Below are 19,327 nucleotides of genomic sequence, written 5' to 3'. Positions count from 1 at the left end.
GCGCGTTCACTGGCGACCTCCCAGTTCCAAGAGGGTCGAGCGCAGGCTTTCCTTGAGGATCGTCACACCCTCATCGAGCCGTTCGAACGGAATTGTCAGCGGGGCCAGAACGCGGACGACGTTGCCGTTGACGCCGCAAGACAGGAGCAGCAGCCCATTCTCAGCCGCCTTTTGCGTGAGCGCCTTGACGAGTTCGGGCCATGGCTCGCGCGAGTTACGGTCGCGCACGAATTCGATTGCGACCATCGCCCCAAGGTTTCGCACATCGCCGATACAGGAGAATTCGTTGCCCGTGAACCACTCGTCGAATGTCTGGCGCAACCTCGAGCCAACCTCCTCGGCGCGGGCGCAGAGCTGTTCTTCTGCGATGACTTCGAGCACGGCGAGCGCCGCCGCACAGGACAGAGGGTTGCCGGCAAAGGTCGAGCCGACGCCCCCCGGCGGAATCCGGTCCATCACCTCGGCACGGCCGGTAACCGCGGCGATCGGAAAACCGCCGCCGAGGCCCTTGGCCATGGTGACGATGTCGGCGGCAACACCGGCGTGTTCCATGGCAAACATCTTGCCGGTGCGGGCAAAGCCGGTCTGGATTTCGTCGGCGATCAGCAGGATCCCGTGATGGTCGCAGATCTCGCGCAAGGCGCGCAGGAATGTAACCGGCGCTGGATAAAAACCACCTTCCCCCTGGACCGGCTCGACGAAGATGCCGGCAACCCGCGTCGGGTCGACTTCGGACTTGAAGAAGCGGTCGAGCGCCTTGAGTGCTTCCTGTTCAGTGATGCCGTGATAGGCAATCGGAAACGGCAGATGGAATACGTCGGGCACCAGCGGGCCGAATCCGACCTTGTAGGGCGCGGTCTTGCCGGTAAGCGTCATCGCCATCAGTGTCCGGCCATGGAATGCGCCGGAAAATGCGACAAAGGCTGAACGTCCCGTGGCTGCTCGCGCAATCTTGGCCGCATTCTCGATGGCTTCTGCCCCGGTCGAAACCAGGAATGTCTTCTTGGCGAAGTCGCCCGGCAGCAGCGCATTCAGCTTTTCGCACAGCTCGACATAGTCGATGTAAGGGGTCGTCTGGAACGAGGTGTGCGTCACCTTCTCCAACTGCGCACGAACTCTTTCCACCACCTTGGGATGCCGATGACCGGTATTGTTGACCGCGATGCCGGCGGCGAAATCGATGTAGCGACGGCCCTCGATATCCCAGAGTTCCGAATTTTCGGCACGATCGATGTAGACGTCGAGATGTTTCGACAGGCCAGCAGGGATCGCGGCGCTGCGGCGCGCCGTGAGCGAGGCGTTGGTGGACATTCGTCCCTCCTTGAAATGACTGTGATATTGCAGACGCGGCAAGCGGGCCGCTATCTGCCGAAAAGGACGGCCCCGCCAACTGGAGCGCGGGACCGCCTGTATGACATCAGGCGGCGGTGGTGCCGCGCCGAATATCCCGGCCAATTTTCCAATCAACGCATTCCTGCGCGCAATACGTGTTCCCTGCGTGAACTGTCTTCTTGCGGCTATCCTCGGCCGAGTTTTCGTAAATCAGCACGCCGCAATTTGCACATTTGGTATAGCTCTCGATGTAGAGCCCGTTCTGGGAGAATTTCATCTCTCATGCCTCCTGATAACCGTAGTGTTTCTTGGCCGCCTCTTTCGAGACGTAGCCTTCCCGCACGTCGTGGGCGACAGCCGCAGGGTCGCGCTTACTCGGGTCGCCGTAGCCGCCGCCGCCTGGCGTGACGAGGCGAACGCGATCACCGCGACGAATGGAGACGTTGGCGTAGCGGCTGGTCGATGCCTTGCCGTAGGCCTGGCGCATCGTCTGCCAGTCCGAACCGCCGGACTTCATCACCAGCGTCGCACCGAGCCCGCCTTCCGTGCCGCCTTCCAGACCCCAGGGGGCAAAGAGATGGCGGTCAGTCATCTGCGAGCAGACGATCTCGTTGTTGAGGCACAACATCTGCTTGGTGTAGCCAACGCCGCCGCGGTATTCGCCGGCGCCGCCGGCATCCACGTTGAAGGCGAGACTCTCGATGCGCCAGGGGAAGCGGGTTTCGTAAACTTCAACCGGCGTGATGCGGCAGTTGCCGTTGATCGAATCGACACCATCGTTGCCATCGGCGAAGGATCGCCCGCCCCAACCAACGGCCTCCAGATCGTAGCAGGCGAAGTATTCGCCCGTGTCCGCATCGACGCCGCCGAAGACGAAGTTGCAGTGGGTTGCCCCTTCCGCCGCCATGACCCGGTTCGGCACGGCGGTGGACATCGCACCAAGGATCGTACCCACGATGCGCGGGTGGGTCTCGGTGTTTCCGCCAACCTCCGGCGCGGGGAAATCGACGTTGACGATGGTGCCGGGCGGCGCCATCACGCGGATGGGCCGGAAGCACCCGGAATTGCGCGGGATCGACGGGTCGGTCATGTGCAGGACGGCGTTATATGCCGCAGATGTCGCGACGCCGAGCGTTGCGTTGATCGGCCCGGACGCCTGTGGCGAGGAGCCGGCATAATCGACGACGATGTCGCCACCCGTCTTGTGCACTTCGACTGCGATCGCGTACTTGCGATCAGCATCAATCCCATCGCTTTCGACATAGTCGGTGAAGGCGTAGATGCCGTCGGGGATTGCCTCGAGTTCGGCGCGCATGCGGCGTTCGGAGTAGAGAAGCAGATCGTTGACCGTCTCCTTGACCTTCTCCTTGCCGTATTTCTTGTAGATCTGCGTCATCTGCTTTTCGCCGAGATCGACAGCAGCGATCAATGCGCGCAGATCGCCGTAGTTCACGCGCGGCGTGCGAACGTTGGCGAGCAGCAGTTTCCAGACCTCGATGTTGTCTTCGCCGCGCTTCTTGATCTTGACCGGCGGAATGCGCAGCCCCTCCTGGAAGATCTCGGTCGCTTCGCCGCAGAAGCCACCCGGCGCCATGCCGCCGACTTCGGCGATATGGCCGATCGCCACGGCAAAGCCCATGATTTCGCCATCGACGAAGATCGGCTTGAAGAACGTATGTTCCGGCGTGTGCAAGCCGCCACGATAGGGGTCGTTGTGAAGGATGATGTCTCCTTCTTCGATCTCGGAAGGCGGGATCTCCTTCAGGCACGACTTTACCAGGAGCGGCATGCCGCCGATCTGCGCCGGGCAATAATCGGCGACAGCGATCATGTCGCCGTTCATGTCGGCAAGCCCGCAGGTGAAATCGAGCGCTTCGTTGAAGATCGTCGAATAGGACGTCTTCATCAGCACGATCCCCATCTCCCTGCACAGAGAGACCATGGTCGATTCCAGAATGTTCATCGTCACGAAGTCCATGGCATGCTCCTCAGGCAGAAATGATCAGATTGCCCAGCCGATCGACGCGCAGCGTCTGCTTCGGCTGGAGAATGGTTACGGACGCGCTTTCCTCGATGATCGCCGGTCCCGACAGGGTCTGACCCTGCCTCAATGTCCCGCGATCGTAAGTCTTGACGTCATGCCAGCCATCCTCGAAGCGAACCTTCCGGTTACCCGAAGCAGCCGGCGATCCCGATCCCTTTTCGAGCTCGCCCATGACCGGCTTGTCCGAGATGGCAACAGCGACAACCTTGAGATTGACGGTCTCGATTGTCTCGCCGGCGATCGAGAACCCGAAGCGGTTCTCGTGCTCCTCATGGAAGCGCTTCCACAAGTCCTCGACGGCCTCGTCGGAAAAATCGTTGGCCGGGAAACTCAGTTCAAGCTCATGGTTCTGGCCAAGGTAACGCGCCTCGATCGAGCGGTAGATCTCGACTTTCTGCGTGTAACCCTGCGTCACCAGTTCGCCGATGGCACCATCGGCCAGCTCAGTCATCGCCGCCGTCGCCCGCTTGCCGTCGAAGAACTTCGAGGTCTGCTGAACGGTGCGATGCCGGTCCACCCGGGCATCCGTCATGATGAAGCCGAAAGCCGAGAACTGGCCGGGATAGTTCGGCACGATGCCCTGCGGGATCCCCGAAATATCCATGAGATCGCAGATGTGAACCGGACCGGCACCACCCGATGCGACGAGCGTGAAGTCACGCGGATCAAGCCCGCGCTGCAGCAACACGGCACGAAGGGCACCAAGCATGTTGTTGTTGGCGATCTGCACCATGGCATAGGCCGCGGCATCGACCGTGAGGTCGAGCTGCTCGGCAATTCTCGCGACTGCCCTGTGGGCAGCCTCTGCGTCGAGCTTCATCCTGCCGCCGAGGAAGTAGTCGGGATTGATGCGGCCGAGCACCACATTGGCGTCGGTGACCGTTGCGTTCTCGCCACCACGACCGTAGCAGGCAGGGCCCGGATCAGCGCTCGCCGATTGCGGTCCCATGCGCAACATGCCGCCCTTGTCGATCCAGGCGATCGAGCCGCCGCCGGCGCCGATCGTGTGAATGTCGATCATCGGAATCTGGATCGGCAGTCCCCATTCGATCTCGAAGCTCGTGGTCACGTGCTCCTTGCCGTCGACGACTGTCGAGCAATCGGTCGAGGTACCACCCATGTCGAAGACGACAAGGTTCTGGATGCCGGTGAGTTCCGACAGGATGCGCGTGGCAACAACAGCACCGGTCGGGCCGGACAAAGTCATCTGGACCGGGGCTTCGGCAGCGCCTTCAAGCGTCGATTCACCGCCATTGGACTTGATCACTCCGATCTTGTCGCCAACGCCGATGGCGTTGAGCCGCTTCTGCATACGGTGGAAATTGTCTGAAACGATCGGCTTCAGGTAAGCGTCGGCGATGGTCGTCGATGCCCGGTCGTATTCTTTCCATTTCGGCAGGACGTCGTAGGAGATCGAGATCGGCATGCCGGGCAGTTCTTCGGCGAGAATGTCGCGAATGCGCTGCTCGTGTTTCGGGTCGATGTAGGAGAACAGGGTGCAGATAGCGATCGCCTCGATCGTACCGTCGGCCCGGATCGTTGCGGCAATCTCGCGCACAGCTGCTTCATCGAGAGGCTGCACGACCTCGCCATTGGCGCTCAGTCTTTCCTCGACTTCGAAGCAGTCCGCACGCTTCATCAGCGGCTTTGTCTTGACCCAGGTGATGTCGTAGTGGCTGCGGCGATCACCGCGCTGGATGAACGGAACGTCCCTGAAGCCTTTGGTGGTGACATAGGCGACTTTCGCGCCGCGTCTTGTCAGCAGGGCGTTGGTCGCGATGGTCGTGCCGAGACGGATCTTGTTGACGCCTCCCAGGTCGTCCTCCTGCTCCAACCCCTGAAGAACACCTTCGATCGGCTCGGAGGGCGTCGTCAGGTTCTTCCAGTTCTCGATGGTCCCGGTGGCGGAATTGTAGGAGACGAAATCGGTAAACGTCCCCCCAATGTCGATGCCGATGATTTTGCTCACGGACGTATGTTCCCTTCTATGTTGAATTATGCGGAACGATGTGGCGGATCGCCCCGTTCGTATTCCTCGGCGAGCCGTCGCCAAGAATCCTTGATGTGGTCGCTGATGGCGTCGCACGCCTTGGGCACGTCGCGTGTTCGCAGCGCGTCGACCACCGGCCAGTGGTCCACGGCGGCGGCTTCCAGGCTCTCAAAGCGCTGTTCGGCCATCGTGATCAGCATCTGCACTTCCGCCTGGATGTTCATGAAGGCGTGCAGTGTCTGGCGGTTGTTCGAGAGCTTGCAGATCTCGAGATGGAAGGCCAAGTCGTTCTCGACCAGCGCAACCTCGTTGTTCGCATCGGCCGCAGAGACCATCGCATCAACGAAAGCCGAGATCCGGTCGATGTCCTCGTCGGTCATCAGCGGCAGCGCCTGTTCGATCGCAAACCGTTCGACCACGACGCGGAAGGAGAAGATCTCGTCGATGTCCTTGCGCGAGAACGTTCGCACGAACGTACCGCGACGCGGCGCCGAGATCAGCAGGCCCCGCTCTTCGAGGCGACGGATCGCCTCGCGGATCGGGTTGCGGCTGATCCCAAGATTGCGGGCAAGCTCGGCTTCGTTGATCCTTTGGCCCGGTTGCAGACGACCGAAGATCAATTCCCTGATCAGGAATGTCGCGACCTGATCGGAAAGCATGCGGTTGTCGATCATAGTATTGGAGAACTCGAGTTCCCCGTGCGGCATGGTGCGGTTATTGTCATTCATGGCGCATTCCCCTTTTCGCGGCTGACTTGCATTGGAAGGTCGAACTCGCGTCCTCCCATGATTCCGTCCTTCCGGAAAATCAGTATGAGCAACATGATCGCCGCAAGCACCAATTCTTGCGCGCCAGCGGGCAGCGACCACTCGTAAGAGCCGATCGAGACGCCTGCCTCGATGCGCCGAAAGATGTCGACGATGGCGGTGACCACGACCACGCCCACGACAGCACCCGCCAGGCTTCGCATACCGCCGACGACGAGCATGGCGAGACCGATGAAGGTGAGGTTCAGGAAAAAGGTATTGATCGAAACCGTGCCGAGATAGTGCGCCTGCAGCACGCCTCCCAGACCCATGACGAAGCCGGAGAGGGTAAAGGCAAAGAGCCGCGACCAATAGAGCGAAATCCCCGAGGCGGCCGCGGCGACTTCGTCTTCCCGCGTCGCCCGGATGGCCAGGCCCTTGGACGAGGTCTGGTAGAGGTATGCGACGAGGATCGCAAAAGCGGCGCAACCAAAGGCAAGCCAGGCCGTAACGTAGTTCGGCAACCCGACGATCGACGCAGTTCCCATCGTCACGCTGTCCCAGTTGGAATACGTGACGTTCAGAATGAACAGCACCGCAAGCGTCGAGATCGAGGCGGCCAGGCCCGACAGGCGCATCAGCACCAGTCCGCAGAGAAAGGCAGCGGCACCGGCAAGAGCGATCGAGCTGACGGCGGCCGGCAGAGCCGGAAACGTCTGATCGCGAAGGAAGGGAGGCAGGCCGGACATGGTGATCGGCTTGAGCATTTCACAGCAGGTCTGCCAGGCGGTCGCGTAGGCGGCGATCGCCATGAACGTCGTATGACCGAACGAGATGATGCCCGAATTGCCAATGAAGATGTAGAGACCGACGACGACGACGATCCTGATGAGCGCCTCGACTACCGTACGCCGAAGCGTCAGCGGGCCGAACTGCTCGGACGCGAGCACGACCAGCACCAGCGGCACGAGCAAGGCGAGCACCGGGAACCAGAACCTCAATGTGAACAAGGAAGAAGAGCTTAAGGTCTTTTTCATCACACGCGCTCCTTTGCAGCGCCGGTCACAATCAGACCCTGTGGTCTTACCAGCAAGATGAGGATGACCAGGGCGAACACACCCGCATCGCGGAATGGGCGCAGATCCGCTGGAAGGTAGGTCTGCAGGAGAACACTGGCGAAGCCGACGATGAAACCGCCGAGGGCAGCACCCGGTAGAGAGCCCATGCCACCGATCACCGTGGCAAAAAATGCATAGACCACTGGCATCAAACCCATCCGCACATCGAGTGTTCCTGTCTGAATGACGAGAAGCATGGAGACAGTGCCGCCAAGCAGGCCGCTGACTGCGAACGCCACAGCGATGACGCGGTTTGCCGGCACGCCGAGAAGCCTGGCCATCTGGAAGTTCTCGGCCGCCGCCCGCATCTGGATGCCAAGCGGAGTCTTCTTGAGGAAGAGCACGAGCGTCACCAGTAAGGAGGCGGTGACGGCCATCGTCAGCAACTGAATGCCGGGAACGCGCACGCCGCCGAAATCAATCGCGTTCGTCAGAGCGCCACCGATGCCGATCGATTTAGGTCGGCCTGTGTGGACGAGGACGACCAGGTGCTGGAGAAAATAGCTGACGGCGAATGAAGAAATCAGAAGGGTCGCCGGATTGGATTGGCGCAGCGGCCGGAAAGCGACGCGTTCCGTCGCCAGCGACAACAACACCACGATCAACAGCACGCCAGCGATCATCAGGGCCGTCGGCCATGCGCCGAGGAGAAGCGGCGGTGTGACGCTTGCGGTCGGAACGACGAGTGCGAAAGCGCCGATGGTAATGTAGTCGGCCTGGGCAAAATTGATCAGCCGCATGACACCGAAGACCAGCCCGATCGCCAGCGCCACTAGTGCGTATAGGCTGCCGAGAGCGACGGCATCGACAAGGACCTGAAGAATGTTGGTCATCGCCCTCACCTATATCGCGATGGCGTCGTCGGACGCCTTTTCGCCTAGATAGGCGCGACGGACGATCGGGTCGCGCCGCACTTCCTCGGGCGTACCCTCGGCCAGGCTGCGCCCCCCGTCGAGAACGTGAATTCGCTCGCAAACGCCCATGATCACCTTCATGTTGTGCTCGATGAGCAGCACTCCGCAGCCGAACCGCTTCGGCACTTCGGAAATCACTTCCATAAGGGCTTCGCATTCGCCGTCGTTCATCCCGGACGCAGGCTCGTCGAGCAGCGCGAACGACGGCTTGAGCGCCAGAGCCCTGGCAATGCTGACCCGCCGCTCATCGCCGTAGGACAGCCCATCGCACCGGTGATCAGCACAATGGGAGAGCGCCATCCAGTCGAGAATTTCCCCTGCCCGCTCCTTGGCAACGCGACCGGAAAGGCCGATGCCAATGCCAGCAACCGACAAGTTCTGCTCGACCGTGAGGTCACGGAACAGGCGGGCGGCCTGGAAGCTGCGCCCGATGCCGCCCATGGCGAACCGTCGTGCAGGCAGGCTCGAAACATCGACGCCGTCGAGAACGATCGTTCCCTCCGTCGGGCGCTGAAAGCCGCTTAGGACGTTCACCATGGTCGTCTTGCCGGCGCCGTTCGGCCCGATGAGACCCATGACCTTTCCTCGCTTCAAGCTGAGGTTGACACCGCCGAGTGCCCGAATGCCGCCGAATGCGACATGAATGCCCCGCGCCTCCAGCAGCTGTTTTTCAGTAGTCGTCATAAACGTTCTCGCTCCCCATCCGGATGCAAGCTGTCACAGGACGTCGAATGGAATTTCGGCGCCGGTCGTACTGTCCGGGCGCGGGCGCCCGGACACGAATAAGGAGGATTTACTGCCCGACGCGGAAGAGCAGCTTCATGTCCGGTTTGATGGTATTGCGATACACTTCGACGGCACGGAACGAACCGTCTTCCACCTTCATGATCAACCACGGCCTGTCGACCTGGATATGGAGCTGGTCGGTGAATGTTGTTGGGCCTGCGGTAAACGGCTGGTCGGCGAAGCCATTCATCACTGCGACGACCGGCTCCGTATCGGTCGTCTCCGCCTTGTCGACAGCATAGGCCCATTGCTCGATCAGGCTGTAGCCAAGGACGGAATAGGAGGAGACAGGCGCCTCGTTCCAGCGGACCTTGTGGTTCGCGACAAAGGCGTTCATCTCTGGCCGCGGGTCGTCACCGTAAAGCGACATGAAGGCCGGCAGATAAAAGTCCTTCAGCCCGGGCACGGCATTGAGCCAATAATTGTCGACCATGGCCGTGTTGGCCAGGATTGGCAGATCGATGCCAGCAGCACGAAGCTGGCGTACTGCCGACGCTCCACCGGGCGTGAAAGAGCAGATGAAGACGGCATCCGGCTTGGTCGCAAGGCCCTTGATCCGGGTGATCTGCGAAGCAATCGATGGATCGTCATTCTTGAACGTGTCGTTGCCGAGGATCGAGTCCTCCCCCTTGCCGGCAATCCAGGCCGAACGGAACCCGGCGCAGGCCGACTTGTTGTATTCGATCGTCAGATCTTCAAGAACGTAGACCGTATTCAGGTTCATGCGCTTCTGCGCGTATTCAGCAATGGCGATCCCTTCCGACTGCGCAGCGCTGTTGGCGGTGAATGCAAAGGGTCCCACGCCCTGCACACCCATCTTGGGGTCGGCCGCACAAAGGCTGAAGGCGATGATGCCGGCCTGTTTTGCGGCAAGGGCGGCGGGAGCGCCAAAATCGTAGTCGCACGAGACGACCAGCATCTGAACGCCGGAGTCGATCAGCTGCGCGCCGGCGGTGGCTGAGCGCTCCTGTTCGGTCTTGGTGTCCATGACCTGGTACTCGATCTGACGGCCAAGCAAGCCACCGGCTTTGTTGATCTCCTCGATCTTCATCACCGCGGCCTTGAACGGCGCGCTGTCATAGTTTGAAAGCCAACCGGATTCCGCGATCGCAAAACCGATCTTGATCGGCGCCTGGTCACTTGCATAGACGGCGGACGACAGGAGTGCTGCCGCCAGCGCGGCTGCGCTGGTCGCATAAATAGATCTCATCTTTATTCCCCTTGGACGTCACCCGGCCGTGGCCGGCTGCGCCTCTCTAATTTTTGTCGGTCCACTGTGGACTGTGGACAGATTAGGAGTTATGAATTCTCTTGTCAACGCAGCGTTCCTGAAAAAGAGCGACGAAAATCGCCGACCGGTCAGGGGCCGAGGGAACGACGAACTGGGGAACAGAATGCTTGAAATCACCAACCTCACGGCTGGCTATGGTCGGCTCAACGCGCTTAAGGGCACCAGCATCCATGTGGATCGCGGCGAGATCGTCTTCATCGTCGGCCCCAATGGCGCCGGGAAATCAACGCTGCTGAAGACAGTCGCCGGGCTGATGACCCCGACGGCAGGCAGCATCACCTTCAATGGCGAAGAGATTGCCGGAAAGGCGCCCGAGCAGCTCTGCCGCCAGGGTCTCGTGCTCGTTCCAGAAGGAAGGCACATCTTTCGCACGCTCACCGTGCAGGAAAACCTGTCGATCGGAACGATGATCCGCAAGGACCGCGACGGAATTGCGTCCGACCTGGAGCAGGTGTTGACGATATTTCCGATCCTTAAGGCCCGCTTCAAAGGCATCGCCGGCCATCTGTCGGGCGGCGAGCAGCAGCAACTTGCAATCGCCAGAGCCATTCTGCAGCGACCCTCGCTGATGATGATTGACGAGCCTTCGCTAGGGCTCGCGCCGATGGTCATCGACCAGGTTTACGAGAGCCTTCGCACCCTCAATGCAAGCGGGCTGACGCTGCTCGTGGTCGAGCAGTCGACAGCGCGCGTATTGGACCTTGCAACCAGAGTCTATGTGCTTCGCAACGGCCATATCGTGCTGGATGGAACGGCAGAGGCGCTGAACGATGGGCACGCGCTGGAGAACGCCTATTTCGGCTTCGCTGCAGAAGCAGACGCGACTGCCTGAACGCAGCGACAGGAAACGACATCACGATGATCTACGATTATTGCGTCATAGGCGGCGGCATCGTCGGCCTGGCAACCGCCATGCGCCTCCTTGAGAGGCAACCCGGCTGCAGTCTGCTGCTGCTCGAAAAGGAAGCCAGCCTCGCCCGCCACCAAACCGGCCACAACAGCGGTGTCATCCACGCCGGGATCTATTACCCGCCCGGCAGCCTCAAGGCAGAGCTCTGCCGCAAGGGCGCCGAGGCAACGAAGGATTTTTGCGTCGACAACGGCATCGCTTTTGACGTCTGCGGCAAGCTGCTCGTTGCCACAAATCCAATCGAGATGCAGCGCATGCAGGCGCTGCTGGAGCGATCGAGATCGAACGCCATCGCCGTCGAACCGATCGGCCAGGGCGAACTTCGCGAACGCGAACCGAACATCAATGGTCTCGGCGCGCTGCTGGTTCCCTCCACGGGGATCGTCGATTACCGCGAAGTGTGCCTCGCGATGGGCAGAAATGTTCAAAGGCTCGGCGGAGAAATCCGGCTCGACACGGCGGTGATCGGCATCCGGGAAGCCAGCGCCGACGTGACGATATCGACGCGGGACGCCAACTGGCGTGCTCATAAGCTGGTCGTCTGCGGTGGATTGCAGTCGGATCGTCTGGCCACGATGGCGGGGCTGGCGATCGAGCATCGCATCATTCCGTTCAGAGGCGAATACTACCGTCTGCCGCCGCAAAAGAACGAGATCGTCAAGCACCTCATCTATCCGATCCCGGATCCAGAACTGCCATTCCTCGGCATCCACTTGACTCGAATGATCGATGGAAGCGTCACTGTGGGCCCGAATGCGGTGATCGGCTTCGCCCGAGAGGGCTATGCGCCGCTTTCCCTAAACGCAAAAGACATGCTCGATTACCTGGCCTATCCAGGATTCTGGAGAACGGTCGCACAAAATCGTTCATCAGCCCTCACCGAACTGCGCAACTCGCTCTTCAAGCGCGGCTATCTGGCCGAGTGCCAAAAATACTGCCCGAGCCTCGAACGTGCCGATCTCCTGCCCCAGGAGGCCGGCATCCGCGCGCAGGCGGTCGCAAAGGACGGCAAGCTCATTCATGATTTCCTGTTCGTCGGCACCGATCGGATGCTGCATGTCTGCAACGCACCGTCGCCAGCCGCCACGTCAGCAATTCCCATCGCCGAGATGATTATCGAACGGCTGCTGGGAAAATCGACCGGCAGCCGTTGATGGCGAGATCTGCTCGCTTCTCGCGCGCTTTCCGAATCAGCTCTCGGGCGGCCAGGCAAGACGCGTCGGTGTGGCACGGGCGCTTGCGCTCAGCCCCCGCCTCATCATTGACGGCAGGACTCGATGTCTCAGTCCAGGGCGAAATCCTGAACCTGATGGCCAATCTGCAGGCGGACTATGGCTTGGGCTATCTCATCATCACCCATAACCTGCCGGTGATCCGCCACATCAGCGATCGCATCGCCATCAAATCGAGGCGGCGGCGCGTACGAATGCGCGATCCATCACGGCAGAAATCGTAGAGCGCCTGGAAAGATCTTTTGCTCTTGCATCAGAGAACGATGGCGGACTTGCGAGCGAGATTGAGGATATTCGGGATCGACTTGGAAGAGTGCGAGATACTGTCGTCGCCCGTGAGACTGACAAGGACCGCAGCCAGAACTCGTAGTCCCGCATGATACATTATGCGATCTTCGAAGCACAAAACAGGAACATAGCGCAAACCCGAATAACACCGCGCGGCGGCATCGGACGTCGGTCATCGGCTAACGCTAGCCAGATTCTCACTTGCCCCTGAAAGGGCAGCATTGCCGCAAGTTCACATTATCCCTGCAGAGTCGTCATCCCTGCAGAGTCGTCGAATGCCGCACTCGAAATGCGGCATACCTGCAAGGGTATCGTGGGTTCAAATCCCACCCTCTCCGCCATATTTCTCTTTTATTTCAGCGATCTACAGCTCTCGACCAGGCGGCGATTGAGAGCGATTGCTTGTCGTGAAGCGTGCCTATATCAGGTGGGCCACATCCACGGCACCAAGGCGCCGGCCGTCGCCGTCGGGAGCGAGCCAATATCTTTCAATGGTCCATAATGCGCCGGCGGTGACTCGATGGATCTCCTCTATGGTGGTTTCGTAGTCACCCGGTTCGAATCGCGACCAACCCTTGTCGCGCATTTTGCGCCAGAAATCGGCCCTGCCACCGACATTCTCCATCGCGAGCTTTGACAGCAAAAGTCTGTCGATAGGAGGATGAAGCGCATTGGCCTTTGCCACTTCATTGGTTTGGGCGATCTCAAGCGCAATGGCAGAGAGAAAAAGAGTCTTGAGATAGACATTGATCAACTTCGCGGCGACGCCATGAGAAATATCGCGCGCCGCTCTTGGAAAAACCGTCCTCGAAGCGGCAAGGATCGATTTGCGCAAATCACGATGAAATTCGTTGAAGTGGCGGGGTTCGGGCAAGTCCGACCAGCGCGGCCTGATGTTGGCCAAGCCGGATTCCTTAACAAGTGATACTCCCTGATCGCGCGTAAACCGGTATAGGCTGGATGACCGGGCGGCTGTCACTGCAGACCATGTCGCAAATCGACGTTGGTGCTCGCATATGCTGTATTCACTCATGAAAATTTTCCCAAGACTTAGAAGACTCACTAGCTGCTGCGCTACCGGCAGGAGAGGTTCTCTGCGGCCTCTTCGGCATACAGACGCCCGGCATCTGTGAGATCGAAAACAAGCTGCCAGCCAACCAGACGATTGGTGACCAGCTCATCGCGAAGAAAGGTCTTAATGATCGCTTTGTCCGGCCTGAGTGATAAGCCTCTCTCACAATCGAATCGTGCAGGAAAGCAGTGGTGGAGAGCGAGGGGGCTCGCCTTTGACGCGAGCTCCAAATACAACAACATCGCCGATTGTTGCCTATCGCTGCTTGAACTCTCTTCTTGAGGCTGACTTTCCCACCAGGCGAGCTGCAATGGGTCGTCTGCCGACTTAACGTCAGAGATCGGCAAACTGTCGCCTGCATACAATTCCTGCGCACGCTTCCTGACGTCGCGTGCGGACATTTCGATCTTCATGGCCAAGCCCCCTGATTTGAATGCTTTGGGCACTGCACTGCAACACAGCCGCACTACAGAGTGGCTCATTCTATGTTTCGTCGGGCGTGCACTGCGCGAATGACGTCGATACCAAGCGCTTGAGTATTCTTCAGGCCACCCTTCGAGTTGAATAAATCCACGCCGACCTCTGTCGCAATCGACCTCAGCAGCTCCTTGACGACGACTGGCTGGTCCTCCCCATCGCGGCGAATTCGGATCGCACCGCTTTCGTATTGAACGATCTCGAGGTCGGCGTAAGACGCACGAGCAGTAACCTCCAGATCGTCGACTGGCCGTTCTTCCCGAATGCCACGAGCGATCGGATAAACGAGCTTGCCGCCCTGGGAGCGCATCAGTTGCTGGGCGTCATGAGCGGAGGTATCGAGCAGTTCTTCGACCGAGACACCTTTCTCATCTTCGATGTTTACACGCAGCACCATTATTCGGTCGACGTGGTGAAACGTGTTCTGGTTGAAGCTGACATGGTTGGAGCTTGTGACAGTCTTGACCGATATTCGCTCATTGGCTGCCGAAACGACGTCATATCCGCGCTGATTGGTATCGAGGGCCATCTGCCCGCGAGTGATCATCGCCGCGTAGAGCTCGCCAATGCGTCCGGTGAGGTGATTGAGCTCGCCTGGGCTGACGCCCCAGCTGACTTCTTTTTCGAACCAGGAGAGGGCTTCGGCAAGAGACTGAATAATCTGGACCTGGGTAAGGGTGGGGCGGTCGGACTTCATCAGCACTTCCAGAATCGGACAGGGTTTTGAACGTGCTTCAGTTGTGGATCAGTGATTCTCTTGCCGCGAGCGCCGACATAGAGTTCCCAAATGTCGGAAGGTGCCTCTGCTCCTACGAACCCCAGACGATGAGACTCTGATCCATCCGCATGCGGGATGTCGGGAAAGTTCTCGGGTGTTGCGGGCATCCACCGGAGGGGTTTGAATGCGCCAACGACGACGCCGCGAACTACAGCGAGCACATATTCTGCCTGCTCGGCGCGCGTCTTTGATATGCGCCAGCAATACCTGACGAGGTTGTAGATCGCACGGCGATCGAAACGTTCTTCAAGTTTGTTGATATTGATCAGCACCAGGCGATGCTCTGAGCTAGCTGGAAACTCCGGAAGACTGTATTTGTCGATCAGCTCCAGATGGTTCATGGGGCCGCGATCACTACTAGCGTGGCCGCCCTGGATATTGGTGAGGCCGGGATAGGCGTCAATGAGCGCTGCTTCGACCTCGAAGATGGAGGCATCTGGGATCTCATGCCGGTGAATGATATGTATCACCTCGAGGCCCGCATTCTTGATTGCGCGGATACGGTCGAGCTTTGCGCCAAGTTGTTGGGCATCGTCATCCGATACCTCGGGTAGCCCTGCCGCATGGTCGAAAACCCGGTTATTGCGACCCTTTCCGACGTAGAAAGTTTCGCCGTTCCTAGGGTCGATGAGTCTGTAGACGTAGTTGCCGAGCTTTTGGCAAACCTCGTAGGGAAATCTCTCGTTGCTACTCACGTTGCCTCCGCGCAAATCAACTACGCTATCTCACAGTGACTAGCTGTGGTTGCAACGACTTTTTCTGTGCCGGGATAATCCTCGGCACCCCTCCAGGGCATCCTACGCGTGATCTTCAATAAGCAAATTGGAGATCACGTGGTGACGTTCTGAAAGCTCCGCGGAAGTTGGCAAGTTCAGGAGCAGAACCGTGGGGTTATCGGCCGACCGCAGCCCAGAACCCAGCCTTCTTTCCGTGCTTGCCTTCGAGGCTTGCGATGTAGTCGGCATGTGACGCAAGCGCGCCGAAGTCGGAGACCATGGCCGATAGCCGCTGACATTCGATGAGATGTCGCGCGGCATGGCGATAACGGCTGGACTTCCCGCGATCGAGCGCGACGTCGATCATGGCCCGCAGAACGATGATCGCCGCCAGAGGATGCTTCTCCTGCAGTTGTTCGGCTGCCGGCGTCAGGAGTTCATAGTAATCGCCATCAAGTTCGAATGCGCGTGCTACGACGAGCTTCGCAGCCTTGTCGAATGCCGGCCAGGAGACCAGGAAGGCGAGCGCCTGGTGGACGTCCGGAAAGCGGGTGACAAAGTCGAAGGCATTTTCCTCGGCCTCGATATCGTCGAAATCCGGCAGGCGCTTGAGAAACGCCCGCAGATGTTGCTCGTTCAACGAATGTTCGAAGCACTGCCACCGGAAGGCCTGGGCTTCCTCCTGGCGCCCCAGAGTTTCCAGGACTTCAACGCGGACGTTTTCCCATTCGAACGCGGTCTGTTTGCCCTTGGTTTCGACGCGATTGATGGCATCCCATGCCTCATCCGCTCGTCCCGCCCTCAGCAGACGCTGTGCGATCTCGGCGGCGATCATCGGTGCGGATCTCGCCTGCTGGCTCTGCTGCGCGATGAAGGCATCTGCATCGCCCTGGGCGTCGGCAATTTGCTCCAATGCCATCCTGATCGTCATGTCGCGCTGGCGGAGACTGAGATCATCCTCGTAAACCGGGCCGTTGCTACCCCAGCCAATCACGACGCGCTCCGCATGGCGCGATTCATCAATCGGTGTTTTTGCCCACTCGTCGAACAACGACTTCAGTCGATCGAGGCCCTCTCCACCCAGCGCCGGTGACAGATTCTCGATCAGATGATCATACTGTCCGTAGTCATTGCTTTGAAGGGAGCCGAAGGCTTGCTTCGCCAGCAGGAGCGGGTCCGGTTTCGCTGCACTTGCCAGTGCGCCCAGATCGATGCAGGCTTGGCGAAAGACATCCGCGATCGTGCCGTTACTATCGTCGCATCGCTCGAAAATCGAGCGCGCCAAGCCCATGAACCGCCACAATACCTCGAGCGCCTCGTCCGGATCGCCGCTGGCGATCGTGTGGACGATCACGAGACGCTGCGTTTCCAGGTCGCTCTTCAAGGTCTTGACCCGGCGCCAGTTGATCATCGAGCGCGACCGCTCGATAGACGAGAGACGCTTGGTCACCTCTCTCGCGACTTCGCTGCTACCCTGTTTTCCGGCAAGCTCGATCCGCAACCGACGTTTTGTCGCGGCACTGCCGGTGCTGATCTCCATCAACAATTCGGCCAGCCTCTCGGCGCCCAGCGTTTCTAGGTTCTTGGCGTTCAGCGTCGTCTTCGGTGCCATTCATTCTTCCAGGATTTCGATCATGGAGAGCATATACGCCGTCAGCATCCGGGGTGACAACGGGGTGAGCTTTTCGTAGCCAATCGCTTCGTCGCGAAACATCGACTGCGCCGGGATAATCCTTGGCACCCCTCCAGGGGCATCCTACGCGTCATCTTCAACAACTCGTTGGAGATCACATGGCGACGATCCGAAAGTTAAGGGGACGCTGGCAGGCTCAGGTGCGTCGACGGGGCATGAAACCTCGCTGCAAGGTCCTGCTATATCGCGTCTATCCCACCGGACCTAAATTCCGGGTCTTGGTTGATTACCTTTGCTGTAAGCACGGTAGAGCCGACGTATTATGGCTGCAAGAACAGACGCGCTTATTGCGCCGATGCGCCTAATCCCAGGACAGCTGATCCTTCGGAAGCCGACCACTTGGGTCATGTGCCTGCACTTTATGCGGCAGGCTGGGGCCCCAGTTCCAAAGCACCAGGTTTCGATCTCCCTCTTCGGAGCCAGGCGCAAAACTGGGTACTATGATGCCTGCCGTACCCCTCGCCTTCAGTCGATCGTATATCGACCAGGATGGGGGCCTCCTTCCTTCGGAAAGCGCGGTGGCCCAACTGCAGGCCATTTCCTCCACCGAAACACTATTCGCGGCCCGACCAACGTCAGAAGTAAGGTCCGCGATATCATCACAGTCGACATCGTAGGAACAAAGTACGCAGGGGTCGATACGATGAGCAAATCCTTGATTGGCTTCCTTAATCGCCGTCATGACACTGAGGCCGAGATAGAGAGCCGGCACGCCTTTTGGGTTGAACCGCGCGCCCCTTATAGCCGCGCCATCTCCTGAAACCGGTTTGAAAGCCCAGCGTGGATCGTGCGCACGGTAACAATTGCCCACAAACCTCAAGCGAAGCCCCCTAGGGCCATATGATCGAGGTAATCTCGCACCGCCGCGGCCTTGCCGTCTTTTACGAGAGCCTCGGGCGTACGCCCGCCAAAAGCTGGTAGAGGTTGAGCCCGGTACCAAGCCATTGCTTGCTCCTTACCACCGGCCCAATCTGAGACGCGACTGATAATCTCCAGCATTTCCCGAAGGCGACTCTGCGTTTTCGCGCCCAGGCTACGCTCGCTTCTATACAGCGTTTCGCGGGCTAGGCCCGCCGTCTCGGCCAACTGGCTCTTAGACATGCCGAAGCCGGTTGCGACCCGTTCCACAGCGATCTTTCCCGAGCGATCCATATAGGACAGGACCAGGGGACCGCTTTGCTCCAGAGATTTCAGAACCTGAGGCATGATCATTCCGCCATATCGAATAACTCATTTATTGTGCAAAATATATGACTCTATTGGCGACAACGCAAGCGACTACGACAGACTCGCCGGGGTAGCGAGAAGCTTCAGGTTGCTGCCCTCCAAAGAGCCGTTCGCTAGGCGCTTCGAGCAATCACCGGGTTCGCCCGCAATAGAGCCATCAGCACCGGTCCGAGCGAAAACTCCCCTCGCCGCGCCTTGTCCGTCAGATTGCGAAGATAACCGCCGGCCGAGTTGATGTGCCCTGCCCTCTCGAGAATGCAGGCCATCGTCGCGGCCGCAAGAGCGGCTGCGGCGCCTCGCAAATGCCGGAAATCGCGAAGTGCTTCTCGAGGAACTGGCGGCGAGCCGTAAACGCTGGGCGAAGCTCCCGGTGCTGGNAAGAGCGGCTGCGGCGCCTCGCAAATGCCGGAAATCGCGAAGTGCTTCTCGAGGAACTGGCGGCGAGCCGTAAACGCTGGGCGAAGCTCCCGGTGCTGGATAAGCGCTCTGCCGATGAGATTTTGGGGTATGACGAAAACGGCCTTCCCAACTGATGGTCATCGACACATCAGCAATTGTTGCGATCGCGTTCAACGAACCGGACGCAGAAACCTACGAGCAAAAAGTAGTCGACGCTCCGCGGCGTTTCATTTCAGCTGCGACAATTCTTGAACTGTCCATCGTGATCGAGGCTCGCCTCGGCGAGGCGGGCGCTGCCGAGCTCGATCTATGGC

20 protein-coding genes and 2 pseudogenes are annotated in these 19,327 nt (G+C 59.5%); 5 read left to right on the top strand and 17 right to left on the bottom strand.

The genetic code is table 11. The annotated features are described in order from the left end of the window. Positions 1-6: 6 nt before the first annotated feature. The 9 genes from gabT to ASD00_RS08245 form a co-directional block, all read right to left on the bottom strand. Positions 7-1,311 (bottom strand): 4-aminobutyrate--2-oxoglutarate transaminase, encoded by a 1,305-nt coding sequence (gabT, locus tag ASD00_RS08285; protein ID WP_057205982.1) that lies wholly within the window; start codon positions 1,309-1,311, stop codon positions 7-9. Positions 1,312-1,417: 106 nt separating this feature from the next. Beyond that, positions 1,418-1,609 (bottom strand): hypothetical protein, encoded by a 192-nt coding sequence (locus ASD00_RS08280; protein WP_057205981.1) that lies wholly within the window; start codon positions 1,607-1,609, stop codon positions 1,418-1,420. A gap of 3 nt (positions 1,610-1,612) precedes the next feature. Continuing rightward, positions 1,613-3,310 (bottom strand): hydantoinase B/oxoprolinase family protein, encoded by a 1,698-nt coding sequence (locus tag ASD00_RS08275; protein WP_057205980.1) that lies wholly within the window; start codon positions 3,308-3,310, stop codon positions 1,613-1,615. A gap of 10 nt (positions 3,311-3,320) precedes the next feature. Then, positions 3,321-5,345 (bottom strand): hydantoinase/oxoprolinase family protein, encoded by a 2,025-nt coding sequence (locus ASD00_RS08270; RefSeq protein WP_057205978.1) that lies wholly within the window; start codon positions 5,343-5,345, stop codon positions 3,321-3,323. Positions 5,346-5,371: 26 nt separating this feature from the next. Then, positions 5,372-6,094: a GntR family transcriptional regulator gene (locus ASD00_RS08265; protein ID WP_057205976.1), complete on the bottom strand. Its 723-nt coding sequence runs from the start codon at positions 6,092-6,094 to the stop codon at positions 5,372-5,374. Continuing rightward, positions 6,091-7,149 (bottom strand): branched-chain amino acid ABC transporter permease, encoded by a 1,059-nt coding sequence (locus tag ASD00_RS08260; protein WP_057205974.1) that lies wholly within the window; start codon positions 7,147-7,149, stop codon positions 6,091-6,093. Before ASD00_RS08260 ends, ASD00_RS08265 begins: the two co-directional genes overlap by 4 nt. Next, positions 7,149-8,063 (bottom strand): branched-chain amino acid ABC transporter permease, encoded by a 915-nt coding sequence (locus ASD00_RS08255; protein WP_082523484.1) that lies wholly within the window; start codon positions 8,061-8,063, stop codon positions 7,149-7,151. Before ASD00_RS08255 ends, ASD00_RS08260 begins: the two co-directional genes overlap by 1 nt. Positions 8,064-8,072: 9 nt before the next feature. Next, a complete protein-coding gene (locus tag ASD00_RS08250; protein WP_057205972.1) occupies positions 8,073-8,828 on the bottom strand; it encodes an ABC transporter ATP-binding protein in 756 nt (251 codons plus the stop codon). 109 nt (positions 8,829-8,937) lie between these two features. After that, positions 8,938-10,140: an ABC transporter substrate-binding protein gene (locus tag ASD00_RS08245; protein WP_057205970.1), complete on the bottom strand. Its 1,203-nt coding sequence runs from the start codon at positions 10,138-10,140 to the stop codon at positions 8,938-8,940. Between the two features lie 184 nt (positions 10,141-10,324). Between ASD00_RS08245 and ASD00_RS08240 the strand changes: the two genes are divergently transcribed. From ASD00_RS08240 to ASD00_RS38515, 3 genes are all read left to right on the top strand, one after another. Further along, positions 10,325-11,053: an ABC transporter ATP-binding protein gene (locus tag ASD00_RS08240; protein ID WP_057205968.1), complete on the top strand. Its 729-nt coding sequence runs from the start codon at positions 10,325-10,327 to the stop codon at positions 11,051-11,053. A 26-nt stretch (positions 11,054-11,079) separates the two neighbouring features. Next, positions 11,080-12,285, top strand: coding sequence for an L-2-hydroxyglutarate oxidase (gene lhgO / locus ASD00_RS08235; RefSeq protein WP_057205966.1), 1,206 nt, complete (start codon positions 11,080-11,082; stop codon positions 12,283-12,285). Positions 12,286-12,368: 83 nt separating this feature from the next. Then, entirely contained in the window at positions 12,369-12,587 is a 219-nt protein-coding gene (locus ASD00_RS38515) for a hypothetical protein (RefSeq protein ID WP_200951442.1), read from the top strand. Positions 12,588-13,069: 482 nt separating this feature from the next. On the opposite strand, the gene ASD00_RS08225 is transcribed toward ASD00_RS38515, so the two are convergent. The 8 genes and pseudogenes from ASD00_RS08225 to repC all read right to left on the bottom strand — a co-directional run. Continuing rightward, positions 13,070-13,555: a hypothetical protein gene (locus tag ASD00_RS08225; RefSeq protein ID WP_057205962.1), complete on the bottom strand. Its 486-nt coding sequence runs from the start codon at positions 13,553-13,555 to the stop codon at positions 13,070-13,072. Between the two features lie 170 nt (positions 13,556-13,725). Continuing rightward, positions 13,726-14,136 (bottom strand): hypothetical protein, encoded by a 411-nt coding sequence (locus ASD00_RS08220; RefSeq protein WP_156585499.1) that lies wholly within the window; start codon positions 14,134-14,136, stop codon positions 13,726-13,728. A gap of 65 nt (positions 14,137-14,201) precedes the next feature. After that, positions 14,202-14,897, bottom strand: coding sequence for a hypothetical protein (locus ASD00_RS08215; RefSeq protein WP_063963236.1), 696 nt, complete (start codon positions 14,895-14,897; stop codon positions 14,202-14,204). Beyond that, positions 14,897-15,673, bottom strand: a complete 777-nt coding sequence (locus tag ASD00_RS08210) for a hypothetical protein (RefSeq protein ID WP_057206156.1) — start codon at positions 15,671-15,673, stop codon at positions 14,897-14,899. Before ASD00_RS08210 ends, ASD00_RS08215 begins: the two co-directional genes overlap by 1 nt. 196 nt (positions 15,674-15,869) lie before the next feature. After that, positions 15,870-17,306: a DUF6880 family protein gene (locus tag ASD00_RS08205; RefSeq protein ID WP_057205956.1), complete on the bottom strand. Its 1,437-nt coding sequence runs from the start codon at positions 17,304-17,306 to the stop codon at positions 15,870-15,872. A 382-nt stretch (positions 17,307-17,688) separates the two neighbouring features. Then, positions 17,689-18,207: an RES family NAD+ phosphorylase gene (locus ASD00_RS38500; RefSeq protein WP_082523482.1), complete on the bottom strand. Its 519-nt coding sequence runs from the start codon at positions 18,205-18,207 to the stop codon at positions 17,689-17,691. Further along, positions 18,204-18,593, bottom strand: a complete 390-nt coding sequence (locus tag ASD00_RS08200) for an antitoxin Xre/MbcA/ParS toxin-binding domain-containing protein (RefSeq protein WP_025429740.1) — start codon at positions 18,591-18,593, stop codon at positions 18,204-18,206. The genes ASD00_RS38500 and ASD00_RS08200 overlap by 4 nt, the downstream gene beginning before the upstream one ends. A gap of 134 nt (positions 18,594-18,727) precedes the next feature. Then, a pseudogene (gene repC / locus ASD00_RS41555) lies at positions 18,728-18,892 on the bottom strand (replication initiation protein RepC); the annotation flags it as partial. Positions 18,893-19,000: 108 nt separating this feature from the next. Between repC and ASD00_RS08190 the strand changes: the two are divergent. Beyond that, positions 19,001-19,147 (top strand): type II toxin-antitoxin system VapB family antitoxin, encoded by a 147-nt coding sequence (locus tag ASD00_RS08190; protein ID WP_280137494.1) that lies wholly within the window; start codon positions 19,001-19,003, stop codon positions 19,145-19,147. Then, positions 19,147-19,327, top strand: a pseudogene (locus tag ASD00_RS41550) (type II toxin-antitoxin system VapC family toxin); the annotation flags it as partial. The gene ASD00_RS08190 and the pseudogene ASD00_RS41550, both read left to right, overlap by 1 nt.

It is taken from the genome of Ensifer sp. Root31 (assembly GCF_001424825.1).
In the GTDB taxonomy this organism is placed as follows: domain Bacteria; phylum Pseudomonadota; class Alphaproteobacteria; order Rhizobiales; family Rhizobiaceae; genus Ensifer; species Ensifer canadensis.
The sequence above is the reverse complement of the archived record's forward strand: the minus strand, read 5'-3'. Positions and strand labels throughout refer to the sequence as shown.